The sequence below is a fragment of the Chloracidobacterium sp. genome, from assembly GCA_016716305.1.
Lineage (GTDB): Bacteria > Acidobacteriota > Blastocatellia > Pyrinomonadales > Pyrinomonadaceae > OLB17.
Map to the genome: position 1 here is coordinate 1,170,782 of JADJWP010000002.1, position 23,005 is coordinate 1,193,786.

Sequence of the window (23,005 nt, forward strand, 5' to 3'; positions counted from 1 at the left end):
CGAAGCTACATTAATCAACCAAAGTGAACACATTGGCGAGATCCGAACGAACGAAAGTGAAGCGCTTGCCGGCTCGTGGAGCTTATGACCAGGAGACGATCTATTCGATTCTCGACGACGGCTTTATCTGCCACGTCGGATTCGCGATCGACGGGCAGCCCTACGTGATCCCGACGGGATACGCCCGGATCGGCGATCATGTGTACATTCACGGTTCGTCTGCCAGCCGGATGCTCCGAAGTCTGGCCGAGGGCATTGATGTTTGCGTTACGGTGACGCACGTTGACGGATTGGTCCTCGCACGTTCGGCGTTTCACCATTCGATAAATTACCGATCCGTCGTCGTCCTTGGTCAAGCGAAAATGGTCGAGGACCCTGCAGAAAAAGAAATGGCGCTTGAGGCATTCACTGAGCATATCATTCCAGGCCGATGGCCCGAGATCCGCTGGCCCAGCGAACTGGAACTAAAGGCAACAACAGTATTGAAACTTGCTATCGACGAGGCCTCGGCAAAGGTACGCACTGGCGATCCGAAAGATGATGATGAAGACTATGGGATGAATGTTTGGGCAGGTGTTGTTCCTCTCAGTTCCAAACCCGGCCAGCCGATTCGTGATTCAAGGCTTGCCGACGAGATCGACCTGCCGACCTACATTTCCGAATACCTGCGAAAATAAAAAGGACGGGATAGGCCCGTCCTCTGCATCTTTGGTGGAGATGAGGGGGATCGAACCCCTGACCTCGGCATTGCGAACGCCGCGCTCTCCCAGCTGAGCTACATCCCCTTGAGAAACTTGATAATAAAAATCACGTATCAAACTGTCAAGGAATTCGGCTCGCTCCGTTTCCGAAAGCGAGCCGAAGGTCAAACTCTATACATCGAAATTCGATTACTGCACACCCGCAGGCAAAAGCGAGCCCTTCGGATCGGATACGTATGCGAAACCATCTTCGATCTTACCTATCATTCCATGAAAGTGGATGTCAGCCCCCGAAACTACAACAACCGCGTCGCCGGGGCTTACCTTCTTATCATTGACAGGAAACTTTATGATGGTCGCGTTGCCGTTCTCATGTGCAACTGCCTCATATTCGAATGTAGCTGCGTCGAAACTAAGTGTTTGTGAAAATGAAACTTCCATTAAATTTCTCCAATTACTGACCTACTGGAGTGTATTACTGCGTGAGCCGAAAGTCCAAAGCAATTGCGTCATGATCTGACAGGGGCGTCCCTTTGTCGTCCTGCAGCCTGCCGATCGTTCTGGCCGCATGGTCACCCGCTGGTTCGATACCGCGGCCGGCAAACCAATCAAGCCTGCCCGAAACGCTTCCTCCAACGCGATTTGCCGCCCAGAAAATGAACGGAAAGCACCAGGCCGGAACCCAATCCCGGAGATTGGTGTTCTTTTCGATGCTCTCAACATGATAATGAAGCGTACCTACGCCAGTTTCATTAAGTGTACGAAAATCGTAGCCACGCTTTTCCAACATTTCGAATAGCGGCCGCTCAAAATACCGTTCAGGATGCGGCAAGTGATTTTTCGCCACGTTCTTCGGCCCCATAAAGACACGCCGCCAATATCCCATTATCGCCCGCGTCGAGCTTTGCGAATTGAAGGTCGTCGTGTTCCAATCGCCACCGATCAACGTCGGCATCGGCTCGAGTGTTTCAAGATGATCGAGAATTATCTTCATCTGCATCTTGCGATGCGCCCGTGAACAGTGGGCGTCGAGATGCACCGTAACCGCGCGAAAACGCCCGGCCGGATGTTCGATCTCGGCGATCAATGCGCGAAGCCAACCAAGCCGCTTCTCTTTTCCCCACATCTTGTCCTTGCCATTCGGAAGAGGCACGGCCCGGATATTTCTCATTGGCCATTTTGAGAACATCGATAGTCCGTGGATAGACCTCGTGTTATCGCCTTTTGCCTCTGCCTCAACGCCGCTTCCCTTTTGCAGGGCGATATAGACCGGTGCAAATGCGTAGTTCAACCCAAGAGCCGAAGCGATCTCTTTGGCAACGAACCTGTTACTGCTGCGCGCCATCCCATGGTCAAGTTCTGTAAGCAAAAGAACATCCTTATGGCTCAGTCCTTCATGGTCTCTCAAGGCGCTGACGATGCCATCAAACACGATCCCTCGCTCAATGTTCCAGGCGAGTGCCGATATTTCACGATTATTGTCAGACTCCGGCCGGGCATCTGAAAATTCTTCGTAGACCACGGCATTGAGAATCCGTTCGGCCTCCACTTCGATAACTTCATGAAGCTCGGCTGCTTTCAGCGCGTCGATCGAATCGAATCTCAGAAGAGCGTCAAAGTGACGATTCAGATCGTGATCGAGATATTCTGGCGGATGCACCTTGTCGGAAAATCTGGGCGTCATAAAAAGATTCAGGATAGCGGTTTAGAAACCAAATGAAAAGAGCGGCCACAGCCGCTCTCGCACACTGGAACGCTAACCTTGCTAGTCGTCGTATCGCTCCTTAGCCGGAGCGATCGCCAAGAAATCATCTGAGATGCGTTGTGAATAGGTCTCCAACAATTCTAATACTCGTTCCCGTCTCTTGGAATGAAAGATCAGCCCGACATGTCTTGCTTTCTTTACCCGATAGACGATCTCGGGCTCATCATAGCCAGACGTATCCGGCACCTCGTCCTTTGAAAGTGCTAAAGCAACACCTGCGTATTCCTTTCTTAATTTCGGTGGCTTATACGGATCATCCTTGTCCGCGATCGAGAGCTTTGCCCATTCGCGCCATAAATTGAAGCCGCAAGCGTGCTCGAGGACGTTCGCGATATATGCTCCGCCTACCCGACAAGCAACCTCGAGCAGGTAAAACTTGCCGTCCGATCTGCTGTGAAGGAACTCGCCATGTGTTACTCCGTTTTCGTACCCGAATGCCTTCAGTAATTTTGCATTCAACTTTTCGAGTTCCTTACGTTCCTTTGAACCGTAATCGACAATAGACGTCGTAAAGACGCCGCCGTAATGCGTCACGGAAAAAGGCGGACGTCCATACCGGCTTACCCCTGCACACACAACTTTTCCTTCATTCACAACAGAATCGATATGGTAAACGTCACCGTCGATAAACCGTTCGACCAGAAACTGCGAAGGGTGGTCGCGCCAATTATTTCGTTCGTCCAGATCTTTCAAGACTTTCCACACCTGCTCCTTGCTTTCGCATTTTCGGATGCCGAATGCCGATACTTCATGACGCGGCTTGACGATCACCGGCATCTGCACCCGATCGAGAAAGACGTTTATCTCATCAGCATTGAGCGGACAGATATAATCAGGACATGGTATTCCGGCCTCATCAGCAATTCTACGCATCGCATATTTATCGCGAAAACGGATCGCATTCGAATAAGACATTCCGCCGAGCTGCAGATGTTCGCGGACCCGTGCAGCAGTCGTCACGTCAAACTCATCAAGGCCGACAACTCGGTCGATCGGCCGCGAACCCGCAATATTCGTCACGACTCGAACATAGTCTTCGACCGAGGCTTCGTTCTCAACGGTTTTCACGTCGTTTAGTGCGGTCCAGATCCACGGCTCGTCAAGCAGTTTCTTACGCGTTACCAGAGTCACATGCCAGTCGGCATTCTGGCATTCTTCCAGAAATTCATTCCCCTTGTGCTCGCTTGCTATGCAAACAATGTGCTTTTTCATAACAACTTCGAAAGTGCGCCGAACATATCATCAGCTAACGAACTCCCCTGACCCTTAACTACGCCCTTCGCTTTCACCTGCGGAGGAAACTATCGATGCTCCAATCGCCGGAACCCTTTAACAGGAATGCGATGGCGATGAATAGAAAAAGAAATGCCTTCTCCTGCGTCGCAAACGGATCCGAACCATGTACGCCTACCAAAGCCACGATCATCGTGATCGCGATAAAAAATGAAGCAAATCGAGTAAACAAACCAATTGCGAGCAGAATGCCACCCGCAAATTCGGAAAGCCCGGCAGCCCAGGCAAAAAACGTCGGCATCGGGAAACCAAGCGATGCGGTGCGTTCGATCAGTCCTTCTTGCGGTGGCACCTTGCCAATTCCGTGTGCAAACGCCATCGCGATCCCGGTAAAGATCCGCAAAAGTGTCAGGCCAGCGTTTGCGGCGAACGATAGACCGGTTTCGCCGCCAAACATCAACTTATTCAGCATCTGTATTTCTCCAGTTGAGATTTTATTTTGAAGTAAAAGAATGGCACAATTTAGGGTCAAAGACAACATAATTTGGCCTTTATACATTTCAAGGTCGCGGCTCTAACTTTAAGATTTTGGGGAATTTAGATGGGTGACATAGATCTGGCGGTACTTGTTAGTCATTTGGTAATATTCATGGTCGTGCTCTTGTTGGCGATCTCTGCGCACGAAGCCGGCCATGCGTGGATGTCACACAAATTCGGTGACGACACGGCATATATGCTTGGCCGCGTTACGCTTAATCCGGTCGCTCATACCGACCCGATCGGAACGCTGTTGATCCCGATCGTAGCGTTTATCCTGGGCTCGATCGGCGGAGCGGCAGGGAGCATTCCACTGATCGGGTGGGGAAAGCCGACGCCTGTAAATCCGCGGAACTGGACCAACTACAAGCTCGGAAACGTGATGGTTTCGATCGCCGGTGTACTGGCAAACCTGATACTGCTGATCATCGGCATTGCCCTTACAAAAGTTCTTTACCTGTATGGTTTTACGCCAAACGACCTTTTTCGCGGCGCGACCAACCCGATAGCGATGTTCGTCAGCAATCTGATGTTTCTTAACTTATCGCTCTTCGTGTTCAACCTGCTGCCGTTTCCGCCGTTGGACGGCAGCAAAATACTTTCGACGTTCTTGCCCGAAAGTGCCCAGCCGATCCTGAATATGCTCGAACAATTCGGATTTCTGATTTTGATGTTCTTCGTCTACATCGGGCTTTTCAGCATGATAATTTATCCATTTTACGTCGGGCTCCTTTATGTCCTCGTCGCCATCTATTAACCATCAATGAAGAAACGCATCTTTAGCGGCGCCCAGCCGACCGGTCAACTTCACATTGGCAATTATCTTGGCGCATTGAAAAACTGGGTCGCGCTTCAAGATGAGTACGAGGCATTCTATTGCATCGTCAATCTCCACGCGATCACGCTGCCGCAGGATCCGGCGTCGCTCCGCAAGGCAACATTTGACCTTGCCCGCATCTATTTGGCCGCGGGCGTTGATCCCACGCGTTCGACCATCTTCATTCAGTCCGACGTCCCCCAACACGCCGAACTCGCATGGACACTCTCCTGCATGGCCCGCATGGGCGAGCTTGAGCGGATGACACAGTTTAAGGACAAAGGCAAAGGCAACGCGGAACGTGCGGGCGTTGGTTTGTTCACCTACCCAATCCTGATGGCCTCTGACATCCTGCTTTACCAAACCGATCTCGTACCGGTCGGACAGGACCAGAAGCAGCATCTCGAACTGACCCGCGACCTCGCCGAGCGGTTCAACCGCGACTATGGCGAGACGTTCAAGGTACCCGAGCCTTACATCCCGAAAGCCGGAGCTAGCATCAAGTCGTTGCAAGACCCCGAAAAGAAGATGTCGAAATCGGACGAGAACGCCGCCGGCTCGATCTTCCTGCTCGACGAGCCAGACGCAATCGCAAAAAAGATCAAACGGGCCGTTACCGATTCTGGAACCGATATAACGTTCGATGATTCGCGGCCCGCAATAACGAACTTACTCACGATCTATCGGCTTCTGACCGGTAAGACGGACGATGAATGCATCGAGCATTTTGCAGGGAAAGGATACGGCCACTTAAAAACAGAACTCGCCGAGATCGTTGTCGAATTCCTCCGGCCCTTTCAGGAACGCGTAAAGCAGTACGACGACGAGGCCTTGATGCAGATCCTCAAACCCGGTGCCGAAAGGGCCCGCAGTAAAGCTGCAAATACTCTCAGCACCGTTTACGAGAGAATGGGCATCACGCAGGTTTAGGCAGTCTCGTTGTGTTGTCTGATTAAAGGTCAGTACTTGCCCTTGCACAGGGTGATACAATTGTTTATCCCTTTGCCCATGATATTGATATTTCGAGTTAGATCTGCCGGGAATCCCTCCGGTTCCCGCGTGCAAAAGGAGCCAATATGGACGCAGTAAAAAAGTCTTTTGACATCCCGAAATTCAAAGAACAATACGAAAACTACATCGGCGGCGAATGGGCCGCCCCAAAGAGCGGCGAGTATTTCGACGTGATCTCGCCGGTTGACGGTCAGTCGTTCACAAAGGTAGCCCGCTCGAACGAGCAGGACATCGAAGCTGCTCTCGATGCTGCGCACGCCGCATTTGAGACGTGGGGCAAAACCTCGGCCACCGAACGCAGCAACATCTTGCTGAAGATCGCCGATCGAATGGAGCAGAACCTCGACATGCTGGCCCGTGCCGAGACCTGGGACAACGGCAAGCCGATCCGTGAGACGACGGCCGCCGATATCCCGCTTGCGATCGATCATTTCCGGTATTTCGCGAGCGTGATCCGTGCCGAAGAAGGAAGCGCCTCGGAGCTCGATCAGAACACGCTTTCGGTGATCATCAAGGAGCCGCTCGGCGTGGTCGGCCAGATCATCCCGTGGAACTTCCCTATCCTCATGGCGACCTGGAAGCTGGCACCGGCTCTCGCAGCCGGAAACTGCATCGTCCTAAAACCCGCCGAACAGACACCCGCAAGCATTCTGATCTGGGCAGAACTTGTTGGCGATCTGATCCCGAAAGGCGTGCTCAATATCGTCAACGGCTTCGGCGTCGAGGCGGGCAAACCGCTTGCGACAAATCCAAGGATCGCAAAGGTCGCCTTCACCGGCGAGACGACGACCGGACGCCTGATAATGCAGTATGCATCGCAGAATCTGATCCCGGTGACGCTCGAGCTCGGCGGTAAATCGCCGAACATCTTCTTCAAGAGCGTGATGGATGCGGACGACGAATTCTTCGACAAGTGTCTCGAAGGCGCAACGCTATTCGCGCTCAATCAAGGTGAGGTCTGCACGTGCCCGTCGCGGGTACTCGTTCAGGAATCGATTGCTGACGAGTTCATTCCACGCTTCATCGAACGCGTTAAGCAGATCAAGATGGGCCATCCGCTCGACCCGACGACGATGATGGGCGCGCAGGCGAGCCATGACCAGTACGAAAAGATCCTGAACTATATCCAGATAGGCAAGGACGAGGGAGCCGAGGTGCTCTGCGGCGGCAACGCTTACAAAAACCCGGACCTCGAAGACGGATATTACATCGAGCCGACCGTGCTGAAAGGCCACAACAAGATGCGCGTCTTCCAGGAAGAGATTTTCGGCCCGGTGACGTGCCTGACCACGTTCAAGGACGAAGCGGAAGCGATCGAGATCGCCAACGACACGCTCTACGGCCTCGGCGCCGGCGTCTGGACCCGCGACGCCCACGAACTCTACCGCGTACCGAGAGCGATCCAGGCCGGACGCGTATGGGTGAACAACTATCACAATTACCCGGCACACGCTCCGTTCGGCGGATACAAGAAATCCGGCTTCGGCCGCGAGAATCACCTGATGATGCTCGACCACTACCGCCAGACAAAGAACATGCTCATCTCTTACGACAAGAAAGCGATGGGATTTTTCTAGGCAATTAAGCTGCTTAGCAGCGACAGAATGTATCCCCAGGTGGAGCGAGCGAAACCTGGGGTTATAGTGAGAAATGAAATCTAAGCCCCGTGGGGGCGACAGTGTTTCAATGTCCGTAAAATTGCTTCTCGCAAGTTTGTTTTTAGTACTCGTTCCTGGCATTGCATCGGCTCAGAGAGCAGCCGGCTGCGAACGGGTCGACCCATCGGAGAAAACTTTCTGGGGTTGGATTAAGGAGAACAATCCAACTGAAGGTGGAGTATTTCAAAAGTTAGAAGGTCGTGTTATTTTGCCCGATGAGTCGGTCCTGTCGGGAGCTTTAGTGGAATTATTTAATAATCCTGATCTTGACGTTGATAAACGGAAAAGGCTGGCCGCCTGTCGTACTGGTGATAAGGGATTCTTCAGGTTTAAAGGGGTGCGTCCTGGTAGGTACGAAATTAGGGCGAGCTATGGCCGTGGCCTGGATGCTGGTCAAACAATGGTAAATCTTGACCCAAAGAATAAGGACGCCTCTAAAAAAGACATAATAGTCCGAATGGAAATAAGCAACTAGAAGCGCGCAACCTAGATGACTAAGAGAGTATTAAGAGTGCAAATCACTCCCGAAGCCGCCGAGGTCGTCGACGAACTCCGTGCCAAACACGGAGACCTGATGTTCCACCAATCCGGCGGGTGTTGTGACGGGAGTTCGCCGATGTGTTATCCGAAAGGGGAGTTCATGGTCGGATCAAGCGATGTTTGGCTGGGCGAGGTGGCCGGTTGCGATTTTTATATGGCCAAGGACCAGTTCGAATTCTGGCAGCACACCGAACTGACCATCGACATCACCAAAGGCCGCGGTGCGAGCTTTTCACTCGAGATCCCTCTCGGGCTGAGGTTTGTGACGAAATCGCGCGTGTTCAGCTACGATGAATCACAGAATCTGATCGAAACGCACCCCGGCGATGCAACCGAGGCCCGAGTTGCAGAAGCCCGCACGTAAGTAAGGGCGTAAAATCCAGCTTGAATATTTCGCCCCTGCTCACGCGCGGGCTTGTGCATATGAAGATCACCGTCTACGAAAAACCCACCTGAACGACCTGCCGCAATCTTGCGACGCTGTTTCGTGAAAACGGCATCGATTTCGAGCAGGTAAATTATTTTGTCGAGCCGCTGACGGCAAAGGTCATTACGGATCTGCTCAAAAAGCTGAAGATCCCGGCGTTCGGTCTGCTGCGAACCAAGGAAAAAGAGTTCAAAGAGCTTGGGTTCGACGAGAAAACCCCGGAGGGCGCCATCATCGATGCTATCGTGAGAAATCCGGGTCTACTTAATCGCCCGATCGTCGTCGTCGGCGACAAAGCGGTCGTAGCCCGACCGATAGAAAAGGCACTGGAACTGATATGCTAGGCCAACGGGTAGTCAGTAATTATGAAGTTCACACTAACGATCATTGCCATGTTTTTCGTTTCGGCCATTGTTTCCTGCGATGTTCAAAGCGGCATCACAAAGAACGCTGTAGAAAAATACGGCCCGACGCCGACGCCTTCGGTAATGCCGACTCCGGTCGAGGAACCGATCGACCCGAAGGATGTCGTCAAGGTCGATTCAAGCTTGCAAGGGCCGACGATATCGATCAGCGAATCGAACCGGAAAAGATCAGTTGTATGCGATAAATTCAACCGCGTGATGGTTAACGGACGCGACAATGAAATTACGGTCACTGGGGGTTGCCGCCAGATAATGATCAACGGCGACCGTAACGAAGTGACGGCTGCGGCCGCGGCCGAAATCGTCTTGAACGGCAGCGACAACAAAGTGAGATACTCACGCTATGCAAACGGCAAGCGGCCCGTAATTTCTGATAACAAGACGGGAAATGTGGTTGAGAAGGCAGAGCCACCGACCAACAAATAGTGATATCCAGTACCGAAAACGACTCAATCCCAGCAATTGTCAAGGATCATCAAAATGAGCTTTACGAACGGAAATGGAAACGGAAACGGGCATCGGCCGAAACCCAAAAATGTACTCGGCGGCGAATTAGAAATTTGCTGCATGGACCCGATGACCGGATTTTATCGAGACGGCTTTTGCCGCACGGGCGTGGATGATACGGGCCGCCACACGGTCTGCATCGAAGCCACCGATGAATTCCTAGCATTTTCCAAAGCCGTCGGCAACGACCTTTCGACTCCGATGCCGCAATATGCTTTTCCCGGACTGAAAGCCGGCGATAAATGGTGCCTCTGCATGCTGCGGTGGAGAGAGGCGTTGCAGGCAGATATGGCACCGCGTGTTTACCTTAATGCAACTCACGAGGCAGCCCTCACGGTCGTTTCGCTCGAAGACCTGCGCGCGCACGCCGTTGACGACGAATAGAATGAACACTGTCGAACATCTTCGCCAGCTCTTTGCTTACAACGACTGGGCCAACCGCCGGATCATCGTGGCACTTAAGACCTTCAATTCACCCAGATCGCTCGAGATCGCCGCTCATCTGCTGATCACCGAAAAGGAGTATTACGAGCGACTCTATGGAAAGAATTCGAGCGGCTTCGATTTTTGGCCAAGGCTCTCGCTCGACGAATGCGGTGCACTTGCCCGTGAAACAGCCGAATCGTTTGAAAAACTGCTTCGTCGCTTCGACGACGAAGGACTCGACATTCGTGCAAAGTATCATTCTAGTGAGGGTATACCGTTCGAGAACACCTATCGCGAACTCCTTACACATGTCCTTTTCCATTCGTCCATCCATCGGGGGAACATTGTCCTTCGCCTCAGAGAAGACGGGTTCGAGCCGCCGATGACCGACTACATTATCTATTTGCGCGAGACAAAATATATCTAGCACCTTCGCCCTACCGGCCGCTTTGCGTTAAAATCCTTTATCGATGCAAGAGCAGCCCGAACAATTTACGTTTGATTTTCATACCGAGACCGCCGAGATCGTCGGCGATTCGCGTGATGAACTAAAGATCAAGCTTGGCGAATTCGCCGGCCCGCTCGATCTGCTCCTGTATCTCATCAGGCAGGAACAGGCCAATATCTTCGATATCCCGATCGCGACCATCACGGACGAATACCTGAAATACATCCGGCTGATGAAGACGCTTGATATTGCTATCGCCGCAGACTTCCTCGTAATGGCCGCAACCCTGATCGAGATAAAGTCAAAGATGCTGCTTCCGCGTGACCCGCTTGCCGAGCGCGATGAAGAGATCGAAGACCCCCGGCAGGAACTTGTTGACCGGCTGCTTGAATACGAGAAATTCAAATCGGCCGCGGAAATGCTCTACGAGCGTACCACGATCGAGCAAGCCGTCTTTCAGCGCGGAAAGATAGAATCTGACGACAACAATGCCGAGATCAGTGCTTCCGTCTTTGACCTGATCACGATATTTCAGAAGATCCTCGCCCGACACAAAGACGAGGTCCAGATGGAGATCCAACGTGAAGAAATATCGCTTGCGGATATGATCAAAAACCTCCGAAAGCGGATCTTTGAGTTGGGCGAGTTGAATTTACTGACCTTTTTTGAGGAAATGCATTCGCGTCGTGAACTGGTGACGGCTTTCGTCGCCGTGCTTGAGATCGTGAGGACCGAGACCGTCAAGCTCGTTCAAAAAACAACCTTCGGTGATATCGTTCTTAAGAGGACGTAAGTTCGAATGGAAAGTGAGATCGAAAAACCAAACCGCAGCAGTTCCGAGCTTATCGCGCTCGTAGAAGCCTTGATATTTGTCTCTGATGAACCCATTACAGCCCGGGCCCTGAGTGAGGTCCTTGGGGAAGACAAAGAGAGTATCATTGCCGCTGTCGAGGCTCTGATCGAAGAGTATAGTTCGCGGGAAAGCGGCCTCCAGATACGCGAGATCGCCGGCGGCTGGCAGATCGCAACTCGAACCGAACTGCACGAGACCGTCCGAAAGTTCCTTAAGACCCGTCCATCCGCAAAGCTATCGCTTGCATCTCTCGAAACGCTCGCGGTAATCGCCTACAAACAGCCGGTCACGGTCCCGGAGATCCTTGAGATCCGTGGTGTTCAGTCTGCTTCCGCGATCAAAACGCTTCTTGAAAAGAGGCTTATCGTCACCAAAGGCCATAAAGAAACCGTTGGCCGCCCGATGCAATACGGCACATCGAAGGAATTTCTGATCCAGTTCGGCCTTAAGGACCTTTCCGAACTCCCGAGCATCGAAGATTTTGAAGATCTGGTCCAATGAGGGTCAAAAGATCGGCCAACATCCTGGTCATTCGCGAAACGCCTGGTTGTTTATGGATCCTCGGGGTATTCTTCGCGGTTATCGGAACGGCGTTCGTTTATGGTTCGCTTGGTGGATACACCAATTTTGACGAAGCTCCGCCGTGGGTCCTCGGCTTGCACTTTTTTGGCGGAATCTGTGCAATTGCCGCTGGGTATTGGGTCCTCTTCTTCGCTCCCATCACGACCGTTATTATCGATCGAAATAAGCGAATGGTCTCGATACGGCGAAAGGGCATAACAGGAAAGACCGACACCGAATTTGGCTTCGACGAGGTAGGGAGATTCGATGTCTTCGAAGAGTTCGACAGTGATGGCGACGACGTATACACTTTGGGTCTCGTCCTCGCTGACGAAAGGAATTTGACGATATCATCGCTTTCGAGCCCTCTTGAAAGCGATAAACGAGATTTGGCTTTTGAATCGAACCAGTTCATGGGTAAACAAATGCCGAGTTATCGAAATGCCGACCGTGAGACCGAAGAATAAACGGACGGAAGAAAACAAGTAGGCGTACTATGCCAGAAAGACTACAAAAGCTCATTGCCCAAGCGGGCATCGCGTCGCGACGTGCTGCCGAAGAATTGATCGCAAGCGGTGCGGTCACTGTTAACGGAAAGATCGTGACCGAACCAGGCACAAAGGCCGATCCGGAAAAGGACCACATTAAGGTCAACGGAAAAATGATCAATGCTCGTCTCGAGAAACGAGAGAGCGTCTACCTTCTTGTGAACAAACCAAAAGGTTATCTCTCGAGTGCGGCTGACCCGGAGGGAAGGAAATTGGTAACTGACCTTGTTAAGGGCTACGGCAAACTGCATCCTGTTGGGCGGCTCGATTACAACACCGAAGGCCTGATAATCCTCACTAACGACGGAGATTTCACAAACTATGTCGCTTCGTCAAAGAAGATACCAAAGATCTACGAAGTGAAGGTAAAGGGGTTGCCGACCGATGTGGCAATTCGCAAGCTCACCCGAGGCATAAGACTCGAAGACGGCTACAAGACCGCACCTGCGGACATCAAAGTGTTAAAACCTACTGACAAGAACGGCTGGTATGAGGTCACGCTGCGCGAAGGCCATAATCAGCAGATCCGAAAGATGTTCGATGCTGTTGGTCATTCGGTGGTTAAGTTAAAACGTACTCAGATAGGGCCGATTGGCGACAAATGGCTTGCGGTTGGGAAATTTAGAAAACTCAATGCGGACGAAATCATTGCGCTTTACCCGCTTTCCAAGAAAAGTCCATCTTAACGGATCAATGCTCTGTGTTCGACCATAATGCAAAGGTTCTGTACGACTTTGATCCCCGCGCTCGCGAATGCCTCCGCCGCCGGATCGTTCGTGATGCCTAATTGGAACCAAACCGATCTCGGACTTTTTTCGATTATTTCGTCAACGTGACGTCCGATGTCTTGCGTCCGCCGAAATACAATGACCATATCCAGGTCACCGGGAATCAGGCGCAAGTCCCGGAAAACATGCTTCCCCAAGATCTCCGTCACGTCAGGATAGTAAACCGGAACCGGAACTATCTCGTATCCAGAGTCTTGAACATATTTCGATACGTAGAATGCCGGTTGGGCCGCGCGCGATTCGGGTTTTATGCCGAGGATCGCGATTCGCCGGGTTTCTTCGAGCAGAGTTCGGATGTCATTGTCAGAGGTCAAAATAAGCTTGGGCCGATCCATAAGCCCAATATTAGCTTACCGACGTTACAGAGAAAACTCACCGTTGGTGCAAGCCAAAACTTGCCGAATCAATATCCGTTATGACATCATAATTGTTGTTTATACCTATCGAATTTATGAACTTTGAACTAAACGAAGAGCAAAAACAGATAAAGGCAAGTATTCGCGAATTCGCCGAGAAGGAGATCCGTCCGCACGTAATGGAGTGGGATGAATCGCAGCATTTTCCCATTGAATTACGTCCAAAGCTCGCCGAACTCGGTCTCATGGGAGTGATCTTTCCGGAAGAGTACGGCGGTGCGGGAATGGGTTACGTTGAATACGCATCGATCATCGAAGAACTTGGTCGAGTTTGCGGATCGGTTGGGCTTTCGGTCGCTGCGCACAATTCTCTTTGCTCAAATCACATATACACCTTCGGAACCGAGGAACAAAAGCTGAAATACCTCGTTCCCCTTGCTCAAGGTGAGTCGTTCGGAGCTTGGGGACTGACCGAGTCGCAGGCCGGTTCAGACGCCTCCGGCACCCGCACGACCGCAACCCGTTCGAACGGCGGGTGGATGGTCAACGGATCAAAGAACTTTATTACACATGCCATAGCGTGCAATACACTTGTCGCCGTCGCAGTTACGGACAGGTCAAAAGGAAATCGAGGTATCTCGGCGTTCATTTTCGACAAAACGATGGATGGGTTTCGATCGGATAAGAAAGAGAACAAGCTTGGGATGCGGGCATCCGAGACGGCATCAGTGGTCTTTGAGGATTGTTACGTTCCTGACGAAAATAGGCTTGGAGGCGAAGGTGAGGGCTTTCTGCAGGCAATGAAGATCCTGGATGGTGGAAGAATCTCGATCGCGGCCCTTTCGGTTGGAATAGCACAAGGCGCTTACGAGGCTGCCGTCAAATATGCGAAAGAGCGTCAACAATTCGGAAGGCCTATCGCTGAATTTCAGGCTATCCAGTTCAAACTCGCGGACATGGCAACCCAGATCGAGTGCTCACGGCTTTTGACGCTGCAGGCGGCAGCCGCAAAAGATGCAGACAAGCCGGTGACCCAGATGTCAGCAATGGCAAAGCTCTATGCTTCCGAAACGGCGGTTCGAGTTTCTGAGGAATCGATCCAGATTCATGGCGGGTATGGTTACACTAAGGACTATCCTGCCGAAAAATACTGGCGCGACTCGAAATTATGTACTATTGGCGAAGGAACGAGCGAGATACAGAGAATGGTGATAGCTAAAAACCTGCTAAGAATGTAAGAACCCGATCTGATTCAGCTTCGAGTTCCGATCATCTCGCTGCGTCATGTGAAACACTTTGCGACGGTTGGTTGTTTCATGTTGCATTTGTGCAACATCGATGTTAGACTTTCAGTCCATATTTCATTTCAAAGGAGACGCAAAATGAGTACAAGTACTGTACAGAGTTCAAACAACATCGCCGCTGCGCTGATCGGCGAATTGGAGCATGAAGCTGCAACGACACGAACATGCTTTGAAAGAATCCCGGCGGAAAAGTTTGCCTGGAAACCCCATGAAAAATCGATGGAGTTCGGCAAACTCGCTTCGCACGTGGCTGAGATGTTTGGGTGGACACCTGTCACCCTGCAAAATTCCGAACTAGATTTCGCTAAGATGGACTACAAGCCATTTGAGCCACAGTCATCTGACGATCTGCTCGAGTTCCTTGATAAGAATGTTGCCGAGGCTATCGAAACGCTCCGGAACACACCCGACGAGGTATTCATGGAAAACTGGACGATGCGAAATGGCGATACGGTCTATTTCACGATGCCAAAGGTCGCAGTAATGAGGTCTTTCGTGATGAATCACATTGTTCATCACCGTGGACAGCTTTCGGTCTATCTCCGCCTAAATGACATTGCCGTTCCATCGATCTATGGCCCGTCGGCAGATGAAGGACAGATGTGATCCGGGTCGATTGCTGTTGATTTTCTAGGGCAGGCCGTAAACGACCTGCCTTTTTTGCATTTATCCACAAAAATGAGAAAATTACGCTTCCCCGACACCAGATGGATATCAAGCAGTTAACCGAAAAGCTCCTCTCGGGCGACCATCGATCGGTCGCAAGGGCGATCACGGCGGTCGAGAACGGCACAAACGTGGCCGCGGCTCTGATGCGCTCGATCTTTCCGAAAACTGGAAAGGCCGTAGTGATCGGTATAACGGGGTCACCGGGTGCAGGCAAATCTTCGCTGGTTGATAAGCTCGCACTTTATTACAAGAACAAAGGCGAACGAATAGGCATCGTGTGTATTGATCCGTCAAGCCCGTTTTCCGGCGGTGCGATACTCGGCGACCGTATTCGTATGTCGACCCTCGGACTTGATAAGAATATCTTCATTCGTTCGATGGCGACACGTGGCAATCTTGGGGGCCTTTCGCGTTCGACCGTCGATGCGGTAGCAATTCTCGATGCCGCGGGATTTGATAAGGTCATTGTCGAAACGGTCGGTGTTGGGCAAGACGAAGTTGAGATCGTCAAAACTGCAGACGTATCGGTCGTGGTCCTCGTCCCTGGGATGGGCGATGATATTCAGGCGATCAAGGCCGGTATTATGGAGATCGGTGATGTGTTTGTTATCAACAAAGCCGATCGTGAGGGCGTCATCCGAACCCAGAAAGAACTGGAATCTTTGTTGACACTTGCTCACAGGCCCGATATGTGGGATCCGCCGATCGTCAAAACCGTCGCGACCGAAAGTAAAGGTATCGAAGACCTTGCGACCGCGATCGAAAGATACGATCAACACAGCAAGAGGAACGGCGACACCGTGCTTGTTCGGAAGCAGGCGATCGCTCGGTGGCGGTTGGTCGAACTACTGCAGGATCGTCTTCTTGAGAAGGAAATGGATCGCAACGGAACTCGCGAAATGCTCGATGATCTTTCCGGTGAAATAGCCAGGAAAACGATCGACCCGTACACCGCCGTAGACAGAATACTTGTTCGAAAATGAAGATTAACCACCTTGGAATAGCTACAAATGGCATCGATGAAGCTCTGGAGTTTTGGGCCGAAGCCCTCGGGCTCGAGAACGTGCATACCGAAGTTGTCGAAGATCAAAAAGTGCGTGTTGCGATGCTTCCGCTCGGCGAGAGCCGAATAGAACTGCTGGAACCGATTGCTGATGATTCGCCGATCAGCAAGTTCCTTCAGAAACGCGGAGGTGGAATTCATCATATAGCGGTCGAGGTCGACGATATTAAGGCTTCGCTCGAGCGCTTGAAATCTCAGGGAATGCGTCTGATCGATGAGTCACCGCGTGTAGGTGCAGAGGGTTGTTTGGTAGCGTTCGTTCACCCCGGGTCGACCGGCGGTGTCTTGTTGGAATTGGTGCAAACTAACGATCGAGAGATGTATCCTAGCTGATCAACGTTAGATTTGGTATGATGGCGGTTTGAGATTCATTCGGGTTTCAGAACAAACAGAATCGATAAAAGTGAGGATTTAGGAATTGAGTAATTTAACAAAAGGCTTGGTCTTATTGGTTGTGATCCTGGCGATCGGCGGTGGTCTGGTTTTCTGGAAGAGCAAGGTCGGCGGCCATACGGGAGGTGCGTTCAACAGCATCAGCAAAGAAGAGGTTGAAATGTTGATCGCTGACGTCGCGAAGCAAAACCCGATGGCTCTGAAGCGGCTCGCTGAAGATGCCGAACTGCGCAAGCAACAGCTCGAAAACCTCAAACAGCTGCTCGCTTTCGCAAGTCAGGCACAACGCGAAGGGCTTGGCAATGAACAACCGAATCGCCAAGAGCTTGAGAATATTCGATCCGAGGTAATGGCCGTCAATTACGATCGCGAAATGAATGCTGATAAGGGTCCCATGCCGCCATTTGGCTTTATAACCGAAGACCAGATAAAGCAGTTTTGGGGCGAAGGCGAACCGCCGCAGCAGAGTTTCTTTGCGTCCCTTAAGGACAAGATCGGCCTCGGTAAACGCGATAATGAACTCGCGTTCAACAAATTTCTAGATACCAAGGTCACTCTGTTAAAAGCCAGCAACCCGCAGATGAAAGATCGCGAGATCTCTGAAGACGAGCGGACTCAGGCACGCGAATTTTTTGCTAAAGTAAGCATCTACGAACAGGAATATCGTGAAAAAGCTGCGGCCGGCCAACTGCCAAAAGAGTTTCAGGATAAGGTCAACCTTCAGATCAAGCTTCAGCAGGCACAGTTCCTGGCACGTATTTTCTCTGAAAAACTGGCCGAACGTACAAAGGTGACCGACGAAGAGGTCAATAAGTACATTGCCGAAAACCCGGAATACAACACATCGGAGAAAAAGGCGAAAGCTGAAGAGATACTTGCGCGTGCAAAGAATGGCGAAGATTTTTCGGCGCTGGCGAATGAGTTTTCTGAAGACCCAGGCAACAAAGGCGGAGCCGATGGAAAGTCGCGCGGCGGTTTATACGAAAATGTCAGAATCGGGCAGATGGTCAAGCCGTTCGAAGAAGCCGCTCTTGCACTTGAACCTGGCCAGATAGCTCCCGGATTGGTCGAAAGTGATTTCGGCTATCACATCATCAAACTCGAGAAGAAGGGGCAGACACAGGAAACGAGCGGCGAGCAGGGAGCGACTTACGACGTGCGTCACATTCTTATCTCAACCGGATTCAAAGATCCAACGAATCCGATGGGACGCGAAACGCCCGTTAAGGTGTATGTCAGGCAAAAGATCGAAGAAGAACGTGAGAAAAAGGTCATCGACGAGATCGTAGCTAAGAACAATGTTCAGGTCCCCGAGGACTTCACGGTTCCCGAAGTAACTGATGAGCAGATCCAGGAGATGATGAAGAAACAGCAGCAAACAATGGGCATGCCTGACGAAAATGAAGAAGCTCCACCGGCAAAGCCTGCGAGCAAACCGGCTGCACCTAAGAAAGAGAAGTAGTCTTTGTGGTTAATGTCGGTATTGATTGACGGCCCATGCCGCTTACTATGTTCTTAGGCGATTATTGTATTGAGATCATTCCGGATACGGAATTTCGATTAGACGGAGGGGCGATGTTCGGAGTCGTCCCTCGCGTTTTGTGGGAACGCGTTTGCCCGCCTGATGAGCTCAATCGCATCCGCCAGCAAATGAACTGTGTCTTTATCGACACCGGCAATGAGAAGGTCTTGATCGAGACCGGTATCGGCGAAAAATGGTCCGAGAAAGAAACCATGATGTATGGCATCTTTCGTGAAAAGCCTTTCGCAGAAACGCTGTTTGAAAAGACCGGTTGCCGCCCTGAAGACATCACGTTCGTCATCAATACTCACCTTCACTTTGACCACGCCGGCGGAAACACTGTTATCAGTGGTCAGTCAGAACAGCTTGCGTCAGCGGGCGGCCAGTTCGCCGAGGCCCAAGTAACTCCCCAATTCCCGAATGCCCGCTATTTGGTTTCCCAGCGCGAGCTTGAGCACGCCGAAGCTCCGCATGAACGCGACCGTGCAAGCTATCTTCCCGAAAACTGGCGGCCGATGATCGAGACCGGCCAGCTTGAGCCTATGCCCGACGAATACGAACCGATTCCCGGCCTAAAGCTCCAAACCGTCCGCGGCCACTCAGAAACAATGCAGACCTGGCGGCTCGACCGCGGCGGCAAAACTCTCTACGGCTTTGCCGACCTCATCCCGACCCGCCACCACGTCCCGCTCCCATGGATAATGGGCTACGACCTCTACCCGACCGAAACGCTGGCTTTCAAAAAAGAAGTTCTCCCGAAAGCGGTAGCGGAAGGCTGGATGTGTCTTTTTTATCACGATTTTGAAACACCGCTTTGCAGAATTTTTTCCGACAAAGGAAAATTTAAGGTAGTTCCGTACCAACAAGAAAACTAAGTGCAACTGAGCAAATAATGGAAAACGTTAATATAGGCATTATTGGCGGCAGTGGTTTGTACCAGATGCCGGAGTTGGAAAACGTTCGCGAGCAGGAGGTGGAGACGCCGTTCGGTAAGCCGTCGGATGCGTTCATTATTGGCGAACTGGATGGCGTGACGGTGGCGTTTCTGCCGCGGCACGCCCGCGGGCACAAGTTTACCCCGACGGAAGTGCCGTACCGGGCGAACATCTACGCGATGAAGCTGCTCGGCGTGGAGTATATCCTGTCTGTTTCGGCGGTCGGATCGCTTCAGGAACAATATGCCCCGACCGATATGGTCATTCCCAGCCAATTCTTTGACCGTACCCGTGCCCGTGCCAAGGAATCGACGTTCTTCGGCGAAGGCATCGTCGGTCACGTCACTTTCGCTCATCCCGTATGCGATGAGCTTGGCGACATCCTCGAGGCCTCCTGCAAGACAGTCGGTGTAAAGGTCCACCGCGGCGGAACATATCTCTGCATGGAGGGCCCGGCCTTTTCGACCAAGGCCGAGTCGATGGTTTACCGCCATTGGGGCATGGACATCATCGGCATGACCAACCTGCAGGAGGCCAAACTCGCCCGCGAGGCCGAGATCGCCTACGCGACTCTCGCTCTGGTAACCGATTACGATTGCTGGCACGAAGGCCACGACGACGTCACGATCGACATGGTCGTCGAATACCTGAACAAGAATGTTCGAAATGCTCAGCTCATCCTGAAAGACGCCGTCAAACGCGTCGCCGCAAAGGAAACGCCGAATCAGTTTGCCGGAGCCACAAAGAACGCGATCTTCACCGCCCCCGACCACTGGCCCGAAGCGACGGCGAAAAAGCTAGAGGCTATTGTAGGTAAATACGCATCTAAGTGATCCGAGGCGATGTTTTGGAGAGCCGAGTAAACTAAATCAGCCTGCGTGGCATCTTTGTGTAGTTATGAGAATTTCCGTTCTGGCAATATTCTTGGCGGCCACTCTTTTCAGCATTCCTTCAGTCGCCCAGCGAAACGTCACGCCAGCGATCGAGCGCGATCCGCTGCTTGAGGCCGACGCAAAGCATAATCTCGATGTCGCCTGGCAGGCATTTGGTCCCGCTCGCAAGGCCTACAAACAGGTTCTTTTGCGATTTGAAGAAACGTTCGCCGCCTATCCCGATTTTTCAAAGATGGATGAATTTCTGTACCTTGCCGGAATGAGCAGCTATTACCTATCGAAGAATGAAGGTAAGCAAAAGGTGAATCTTAAGATCGAAAAAGAAAAGGAAAAGTATGCACCTGAAAAGCTTCGTCAGGACGCGGTTGCTTACCTCAGCCTGATGATCGACAGAAATCCGGATAGCCAATACAGATCCAACGCCGATCGTATTCTAAAAGAACTCAAACCGTGAACCTCGATCAGGTAACAATTCACTGTTCGAAAACGGTTGAAACGGTCGAGTTTTTTCAAAAGCTCGGCCTTCGTCTCATCGTTGATTCCCTTCCGCGTTATGCCCGGCTTGAGTGTCCGGACGGCGATTCCACTCTTTCCATCAATATTGCCGATGAGGCCCCGGCCGCAAACCAGATCGTTCTATATTTCGAGTGCGATGATCTAAACGGCGAAGTTGAACGGCTCAGATCCCTCGGCCTTGAATTCACACAAGAGCCCAAAGACGAGCCCTGGCTATGGCGACAGGCATATCTGCTAGACCCAAACGGCAACAAGATCTGTCTCTTTCACGCCGGCGAGAATCGCAAAAACCCACCTTGGCGTGTAAAATAGTGGATTGCTATTCTCATTCCAATATTTGCGGAGAAGTCCATTATAAAATGTCATTAACAGTAGTAGGTTCCGTCGCTTTTGACGCGCTTGAGTCCCCGTTCGGAAAGCGCGACAGGGTTCTGGGCGGTGCGGCGACGCACTTTGGCCTTTCGGCCAGCTTTTTTACCGAGGTGAATGCGGTCGGTGTTGTCGGCGGCGATTTTACCGACGCTGAATGGGAAGCCTTCAGGCGTCATCATATCAACACAGCTGACATCGAGGTTGTCCCGGACGGCAAGACATTTTTTTGGAGCGGCCGTTACGATTACGATATGAACACGGCCCATACGCTCGATACACAGCTAAATGTGTTCGAGACCTTCGACCCCAAGCTGTCGGATCGCTCGAAAGGCGCGAAACTGCTGTTTCTCGCAAATATCCTGCCGATGCTTCAGAAGGGCGTCCGGGAACAATGTCCTGACGCCAGGTTTGTAGCTATGGATACGATGAATTTCTGGATCTCATCGATGAAGGACGCGGTTATCGAAACCATAAAGGTCGTCGATTGCATCATCATTAATGATGCCGAAGCCCGTCAGTTGACCGATGAGCCCAGCATTTATAAAGCCGCTCGAGCGATTATGGATCTCGGATTAAAGGCCGTTGTTATTAAACGCGGGGAATATGGTGCTACGCTTTTCACTAAGGATGGGTATTTCGCGGCTCCTGCTTATCCGCTTGAGAGTGTCTTTGATCCTACCGGTGCGGGTGATACGTTCGCCGGCGGTTTTATGGGTTACCTAGCGGCACAGAACGATATCAACGATGAAACGATGCGGCGTGCAATGATATACGGCTCGGTCATGGCTTCGTTCAACGTCGAGAAGTTCGGTACCGAGCGTGTCGATGCACTTGATTACCCCGAGATAAACGAGCGATTCAAAGCGTTCAAGAGAATGACCCATTTTGACGACATCCCGTTCGAAAGAGCGAATGTAGCCTAAGTCCCAAACCGCCGGATGGCTAAACAGCTGGACAATTCATTCGTCGCACTTTCCAGGCCTGCATCGATGTATCCGCATGTTCTTCTTGGCGGAGGGGTTGCGATCCTGCTTTTAGTAGGCCTTGGTTTGGCAATTTCGACTTCGACTTGGCCGTTGGTTGCGGTATTTGCGTTATCGCTGGTCGGCTTGTCGGCGTATTCGTGGATATCGTTTGACAAGCTACGCACACTTTCGGCCATCGAGAACCAAAAGCACATTGCCTGGGAATCGGCTCTTCCTGATATTCAACGAGAGAATCTGAACGTCGAGGTGCTCGAACTCTCGCGGATCCTCGATGTCGACCTTGACCAGGTCAGCGACCTGCAATCGGCTTACATTGTTGCCGAGGATCTCGCCCTGCGGCAGATCCAACAGGAAGACAATGTTCCCCTCATCCGGCACGTTAGCATTGGCGGCATTCCGTTTGACGCGGTCTTGTTAAAAGAAGGATTGCTGATCTGTTGTGACGTTTCGTTTCTGGTCGCACCCGATGTTCGTCAGGAAAAAGTAGACGCGATGATGAGGAAAATAGCATCGGTCAAACAGGTAGTCGAGGCAATGAAGCTAGGGCTGACGGTAAAATTGATGATGATCATCATCACACAGTTGACGCCTGAAGATGAAGACTATCTTCGTCGCACATTAGGCACGAAGCGATTCTCCTCGACCCCGGTGGACATCGACATCAGACTGCTTGATTTTGAGGCATTACAACGAATTTATGTCACCGATTGACCGCTTGATCAAGCGGTCCTGATCGGTCTCGCTGTGACGG

At 51.7% G+C, this 23,005-nt stretch carries 30 protein-coding genes and 1 tRNA gene; 25 read left to right on the forward strand and 6 right to left on the reverse strand.

Annotated features, from left to right (window positions below; all coding sequences use genetic code 11):
• Positions 1 to 23: 23 nt before the first annotated feature.
• The gene (locus IPM28_07205) at positions 24 to 677 is read left to right on the forward strand and encodes a pyridoxamine 5'-phosphate oxidase family protein (GenBank protein ID MBK9172781.1); all 654 of its coding nucleotides are present in this window, start codon (positions 24 to 26) and stop codon (positions 675 to 677) included.
• Positions 678 to 709: 32 nt separating this feature from the next.
• Here IPM28_07205 and IPM28_07210 read toward each other — a convergent pair.
• The 5 genes from IPM28_07210 to IPM28_07230 form a co-directional block, all read right to left on the reverse strand.
• Positions 710 to 785: transfer RNA gene (locus IPM28_07210), tRNA-Ala, on the reverse strand.
• 105 nt (positions 786 to 890) lie between these two features.
• Positions 891 to 1,142 (reverse strand): hypothetical protein, encoded by a 252-nt coding sequence (locus IPM28_07215; GenBank protein MBK9172782.1) that lies wholly within the window; start codon positions 1,140 to 1,142, stop codon positions 891 to 893.
• Between the two features lie 34 nt (positions 1,143 to 1,176).
• Positions 1,177 to 2,385 (reverse strand): hypothetical protein, encoded by a 1,209-nt coding sequence (locus IPM28_07220; GenBank protein ID MBK9172783.1) that lies wholly within the window; start codon positions 2,383 to 2,385, stop codon positions 1,177 to 1,179.
• Between the two features lie 81 nt (positions 2,386 to 2,466).
• Entirely contained in the window at positions 2,467 to 3,678 is a 1,212-nt protein-coding gene (locus tag IPM28_07225; GenBank protein ID MBK9172784.1) for an ATP-grasp domain-containing protein, read from the reverse strand.
• Between the two features lie 73 nt (positions 3,679 to 3,751).
• A complete protein-coding gene (locus IPM28_07230) occupies positions 3,752 to 4,171 on the reverse strand; it encodes a DoxX family protein (GenBank protein ID MBK9172785.1) in 420 nt (139 codons plus the stop codon).
• A 129-nt stretch (positions 4,172 to 4,300) separates the two neighbouring features.
• Between IPM28_07230 and IPM28_07235 the strand changes: the two genes are divergently transcribed.
• From IPM28_07235 to IPM28_07295, 13 genes are all read left to right on the forward strand, one after another.
• Complete coding sequence (locus tag IPM28_07235; protein MBK9172786.1) at positions 4,301 to 4,993, forward strand: site-2 protease family protein; 693 nt, start codon at positions 4,301 to 4,303, stop codon at positions 4,991 to 4,993.
• A gap of 6 nt (positions 4,994 to 4,999) precedes the next feature.
• On the forward strand, positions 5,000 to 5,983 hold the full coding sequence (gene trpS, locus IPM28_07240; GenBank protein MBK9172787.1) for a tryptophan--tRNA ligase: 984 nt from the start codon (positions 5,000 to 5,002) through the stop codon (positions 5,981 to 5,983).
• A 146-nt stretch (positions 5,984 to 6,129) separates the two neighbouring features.
• The gene (locus IPM28_07245) at positions 6,130 to 7,641 is read left to right on the forward strand and encodes an aldehyde dehydrogenase (protein MBK9172788.1); all 1,512 of its coding nucleotides are present in this window, start codon (positions 6,130 to 6,132) and stop codon (positions 7,639 to 7,641) included.
• Positions 7,642 to 7,750: 109 nt separating this feature from the next.
• A complete protein-coding gene (locus IPM28_07250) occupies positions 7,751 to 8,197 on the forward strand; it encodes a carboxypeptidase regulatory-like domain-containing protein (protein ID MBK9172789.1) in 447 nt (148 codons plus the stop codon).
• A gap of 15 nt (positions 8,198 to 8,212) precedes the next feature.
• Positions 8,213 to 8,626, forward strand: a complete 414-nt coding sequence (locus IPM28_07255; GenBank protein MBK9172790.1) for a DUF779 domain-containing protein — start codon at positions 8,213 to 8,215, stop codon at positions 8,624 to 8,626.
• A gap of 116 nt (positions 8,627 to 8,742) precedes the next feature.
• The gene (locus IPM28_07260) at positions 8,743 to 9,033 is read left to right on the forward strand and encodes an arsenate reductase (glutaredoxin) (protein MBK9172791.1); all 291 of its coding nucleotides are present in this window, start codon (positions 8,743 to 8,745) and stop codon (positions 9,031 to 9,033) included.
• A 21-nt stretch (positions 9,034 to 9,054) separates the two neighbouring features.
• Positions 9,055 to 9,540 carry a DUF3060 domain-containing protein gene (locus tag IPM28_07265; protein ID MBK9172792.1) on the forward strand — a complete coding sequence of 162 codons (486 nt, stop codon included), beginning with the start codon at positions 9,055 to 9,057 and terminating at the stop codon, positions 9,538 to 9,540.
• Between the two features lie 54 nt (positions 9,541 to 9,594).
• Positions 9,595 to 10,005, forward strand: a complete 411-nt coding sequence (locus tag IPM28_07270; GenBank protein ID MBK9172793.1) for a DUF2237 domain-containing protein — start codon at positions 9,595 to 9,597, stop codon at positions 10,003 to 10,005.
• 1 nt (position 10,006) lies between these two features.
• The gene (locus IPM28_07275) at positions 10,007 to 10,474 is read left to right on the forward strand and encodes a hypothetical protein (GenBank protein ID MBK9172794.1); all 468 of its coding nucleotides are present in this window, start codon (positions 10,007 to 10,009) and stop codon (positions 10,472 to 10,474) included.
• 43 nt (positions 10,475 to 10,517) lie between these two features.
• Positions 10,518 to 11,288, forward strand: coding sequence for a segregation/condensation protein A (locus tag IPM28_07280; protein MBK9172795.1), 771 nt, complete (start codon positions 10,518 to 10,520; stop codon positions 11,286 to 11,288).
• Positions 11,289 to 11,294: 6 nt separating this feature from the next.
• Positions 11,295 to 11,849: an SMC-Scp complex subunit ScpB gene (gene scpB, locus IPM28_07285; GenBank protein ID MBK9172796.1), complete on the forward strand. Its 555-nt coding sequence runs from the start codon at positions 11,295 to 11,297 to the stop codon at positions 11,847 to 11,849.
• Positions 11,846 to 12,376, forward strand: a complete 531-nt coding sequence (locus IPM28_07290) for a hypothetical protein (protein MBK9172797.1) — start codon at positions 11,846 to 11,848, stop codon at positions 12,374 to 12,376. Before scpB ends, IPM28_07290 begins: the two co-directional genes overlap by 4 nt.
• Positions 12,377 to 12,405: 29 nt before the next feature.
• On the forward strand, positions 12,406 to 13,143 hold the full coding sequence (locus IPM28_07295) for an rRNA pseudouridine synthase (GenBank protein MBK9172798.1): 738 nt from the start codon (positions 12,406 to 12,408) through the stop codon (positions 13,141 to 13,143).
• On the opposite strand, the gene IPM28_07300 is transcribed toward IPM28_07295, so the two are convergent.
• Positions 13,140 to 13,580 carry a CoA-binding protein gene (locus IPM28_07300; GenBank protein ID MBK9172799.1) on the reverse strand — a complete coding sequence of 147 codons (441 nt, stop codon included), beginning with the start codon at positions 13,578 to 13,580 and terminating at the stop codon, positions 13,140 to 13,142. The two genes, IPM28_07295 and IPM28_07300, sit on opposite strands and share 4 nt — an antisense overlap.
• Before the next feature lie 116 nt (positions 13,581 to 13,696).
• On the opposite strand from IPM28_07300, the gene IPM28_07305 reads away from it, so the two are divergent.
• From IPM28_07305 to IPM28_07355, 11 genes are all read left to right on the forward strand, one after another.
• On the forward strand, positions 13,697 to 14,839 hold the full coding sequence (locus IPM28_07305; protein MBK9172800.1) for an acyl-CoA dehydrogenase family protein: 1,143 nt from the start codon (positions 13,697 to 13,699) through the stop codon (positions 14,837 to 14,839).
• Positions 14,840 to 14,983: 144 nt separating this feature from the next.
• Positions 14,984 to 15,511, forward strand: a complete 528-nt coding sequence (locus IPM28_07310; GenBank protein MBK9172801.1) for a DinB family protein — start codon at positions 14,984 to 14,986, stop codon at positions 15,509 to 15,511.
• 101 nt (positions 15,512 to 15,612) lie between these two features.
• Positions 15,613 to 16,557 (forward strand): methylmalonyl Co-A mutase-associated GTPase MeaB, encoded by a 945-nt coding sequence (meaB, locus tag IPM28_07315; GenBank protein MBK9172802.1) that lies wholly within the window; start codon positions 15,613 to 15,615, stop codon positions 16,555 to 16,557.
• The gene (gene mce / locus IPM28_07320; protein ID MBK9172803.1) at positions 16,554 to 16,970 is read left to right on the forward strand and encodes a methylmalonyl-CoA epimerase; all 417 of its coding nucleotides are present in this window, start codon (positions 16,554 to 16,556) and stop codon (positions 16,968 to 16,970) included. Before meaB ends, mce begins: the two co-directional genes overlap by 4 nt.
• Positions 16,971 to 17,055: 85 nt before the next feature.
• Positions 17,056 to 18,492, forward strand: coding sequence for a peptidylprolyl isomerase (locus tag IPM28_07325; protein ID MBK9172804.1), 1,437 nt, complete (start codon positions 17,056 to 17,058; stop codon positions 18,490 to 18,492).
• Between the two features lie 47 nt (positions 18,493 to 18,539).
• A complete protein-coding gene (locus IPM28_07330; protein ID MBK9172805.1) occupies positions 18,540 to 19,427 on the forward strand; it encodes an MBL fold metallo-hydrolase in 888 nt (295 codons plus the stop codon).
• 17 nt (positions 19,428 to 19,444) lie between these two features.
• Positions 19,445 to 20,320 carry an S-methyl-5'-thioadenosine phosphorylase gene (gene mtnP / locus IPM28_07335; GenBank protein ID MBK9172806.1) on the forward strand — a complete coding sequence of 292 codons (876 nt, stop codon included), beginning with the start codon at positions 19,445 to 19,447 and terminating at the stop codon, positions 20,318 to 20,320.
• 64 nt (positions 20,321 to 20,384) lie between these two features.
• Positions 20,385 to 20,834 (forward strand): hypothetical protein, encoded by a 450-nt coding sequence (locus tag IPM28_07340; protein MBK9172807.1) that lies wholly within the window; start codon positions 20,385 to 20,387, stop codon positions 20,832 to 20,834.
• Entirely contained in the window at positions 20,831 to 21,208 is a 378-nt protein-coding gene (locus tag IPM28_07345; GenBank protein ID MBK9172808.1) for a VOC family protein, read from the forward strand. The genes IPM28_07340 and IPM28_07345 overlap by 4 nt, the downstream gene beginning before the upstream one ends.
• Positions 21,209 to 21,255: 47 nt before the next feature.
• Positions 21,256 to 22,191, forward strand: coding sequence for a bifunctional hydroxymethylpyrimidine kinase/phosphomethylpyrimidine kinase (locus tag IPM28_07350; GenBank protein ID MBK9172809.1), 936 nt, complete (start codon positions 21,256 to 21,258; stop codon positions 22,189 to 22,191).
• A 15-nt stretch (positions 22,192 to 22,206) separates the two neighbouring features.
• On the forward strand, positions 22,207 to 22,965 hold the full coding sequence (locus IPM28_07355) for a hypothetical protein (GenBank protein MBK9172810.1): 759 nt from the start codon (positions 22,207 to 22,209) through the stop codon (positions 22,963 to 22,965).
• The last annotated feature ends 40 nt before the right edge of the window (positions 22,966 to 23,005 follow it).